The sequence below is a fragment of the Bacillus sp. OTU530 genome (assembly GCF_038440375.1).
Window position 1 is genome coordinate 1 of the sequence record NZ_JASATP010000113.1, and the last position, 1,748, is coordinate 1,748.

The 1,748-nt window shown below is 40.8% G+C and carries 2 protein-coding genes; both read right to left on the reverse strand.

Going from position 1 to position 1,748, the window contains the following annotated elements; all coding sequences use genetic code 11:
• Positions 1 to 387 (reverse strand): glyceraldehyde 3-phosphate dehydrogenase NAD-binding domain-containing protein (locus AAHB12_RS31030; RefSeq protein WP_342048922.1); only part of this gene is annotated, 387 nt, incomplete at its 3' end.
• 232 nt (positions 388 to 619) lie between these two features.
• Positions 620 to 1,748: cation:dicarboxylate symporter family transporter (locus tag AAHB12_RS31035; protein ID WP_342048923.1), on the reverse strand; the 1,129-nt coding region annotated here is incomplete at its 5' end.

The window sequence follows — 1,748 nt, forward strand, 5'->3', positions numbered from 1 at the left end:
AATCGTAACATCTTCATTTTTACCAGGAGCTGTTAAAATGACCTTCTTTGCCCCTGCTTCTAGGTGGAGACTTGCTTGTTCTTTTGCATTAAATTTTCCTGTTGCTTCAATCACAACATCTACGCCTAGTTCCTTCCAAGGAAGCTCCTGCGGATTACGTTGATTCAGAAGTTGAACCAGCTTTCCATCTACCAATAAGTGATTTTGCAATACCTCTATCGTACCGTCAAACTTCCCGTGTACAGTGTCATACTGAATCAGGTGTGCTAACGTCTCTGCCGGATAGCTCGCATTAATGGCTACCACCTGAAATGAGCTTTCTTTGATCGCTTGACGAAATACCATTCTTCCAATACGTCCAAACCCATTAATAGCAACATTAATCATAATTAATAAATCCCCCTTCAATATGTTATACTACTTATCTTAAAATCTACAAGTAGTATAACATATATAAAAATATATTCATCATTTTTTTAATTTTTTTAATAACTCACTCAAAAAATCAGTGTTTTAATTGAAAAATATTACTAATAAGGTAAGAACGACAAATATCCTATTAAATGTTGCAATGTGAAGCGCAGTCAGAAAAACATCATTCGAATTCTTCTCCTATTTCTTATGCAACCTTTGAGTCTTTAACGGAATCCACATAATGGCGTGCTTTGTCTGTATCAAATTCGCCCTCCCATTTCGCCATTGAAATGGCTGCCAAAGCATTTCCTAATACGTTCACAGAGGTGCGAACCATATCTAAAATACGGTCGATACCAGCAATTAAAGCAACTCCCTCTAAAGGCAGTCCCATAGAACCGAGTGTTGCCAGTACAACAACGAAAGAAGCGCCTGGAACCCCTGCCATACCTTTGGAAGTTAGCATGAGCACAAATAATAATGTGATTTGCGCTGTCAGTGACATATGAACATGGTACATTTGCGCAACAAACAGCGCGGCAAGTGATTGATAAATCGCTGAGCCCGTCAGGTTGAATGTGTAGCCTGTCGGAATAACGAAAGAAACAACCGCCTTCGAACAACCAAATTGCTCCATCTTTTTCATAATGTTCGGAAGCACTGCCTCAGAGCTGGCAGTTGTAAAAGAAAGAATAAGTTCTTCCTTCAAAATTTTTATAAGTGTGAAAATATTCGTTCCTGTCAATTTCGCGTTTATCCCCAACACCACAACAGCAAAAAATACTACAGTTCCATACACAACTAAGATTAGCTTTCCAAGCGGAAGCAACGTACCCACGCCGAATTTGGCAACTGTCACCGCAATTAGCGCGAATACTCCAAACGGTGCAGCCTTCATCACTTGATTTGTTACCCAAAACATTGCTTCTAGCACACCTTCAAAGAAATGAAGCACTGGCTTCCCTTTGTCTCCAGTCGCTGCAACTCCTAAGCCGAATAACACGGAAAAGAAAATGATCGGTAGTAGATCGCCTTGCGCCATTGATTCAAAGACGTTTTTTGGAACGATATGAACGATTGTTTCCGCAAAACCATTCTTTTGTGTGGCGGTTGCCGTTTGTTCGTATGCTGAGATATCCCCTTTTGCCAGGTGAGTTATATCTACACCAGAACCTGGATGAAACAGGTTTGCAGCCAGTAATCCGAGCCCAAGTGCAATCGTGGTAACGATTTCAAAATAAAGGAGCGTTTTGCCGCCGAGCTTCCCTAACTTTTTCATATCACCTACACTCGCTACCGCAACAACCAGTGCAGCTATTACAATCGGCATAACG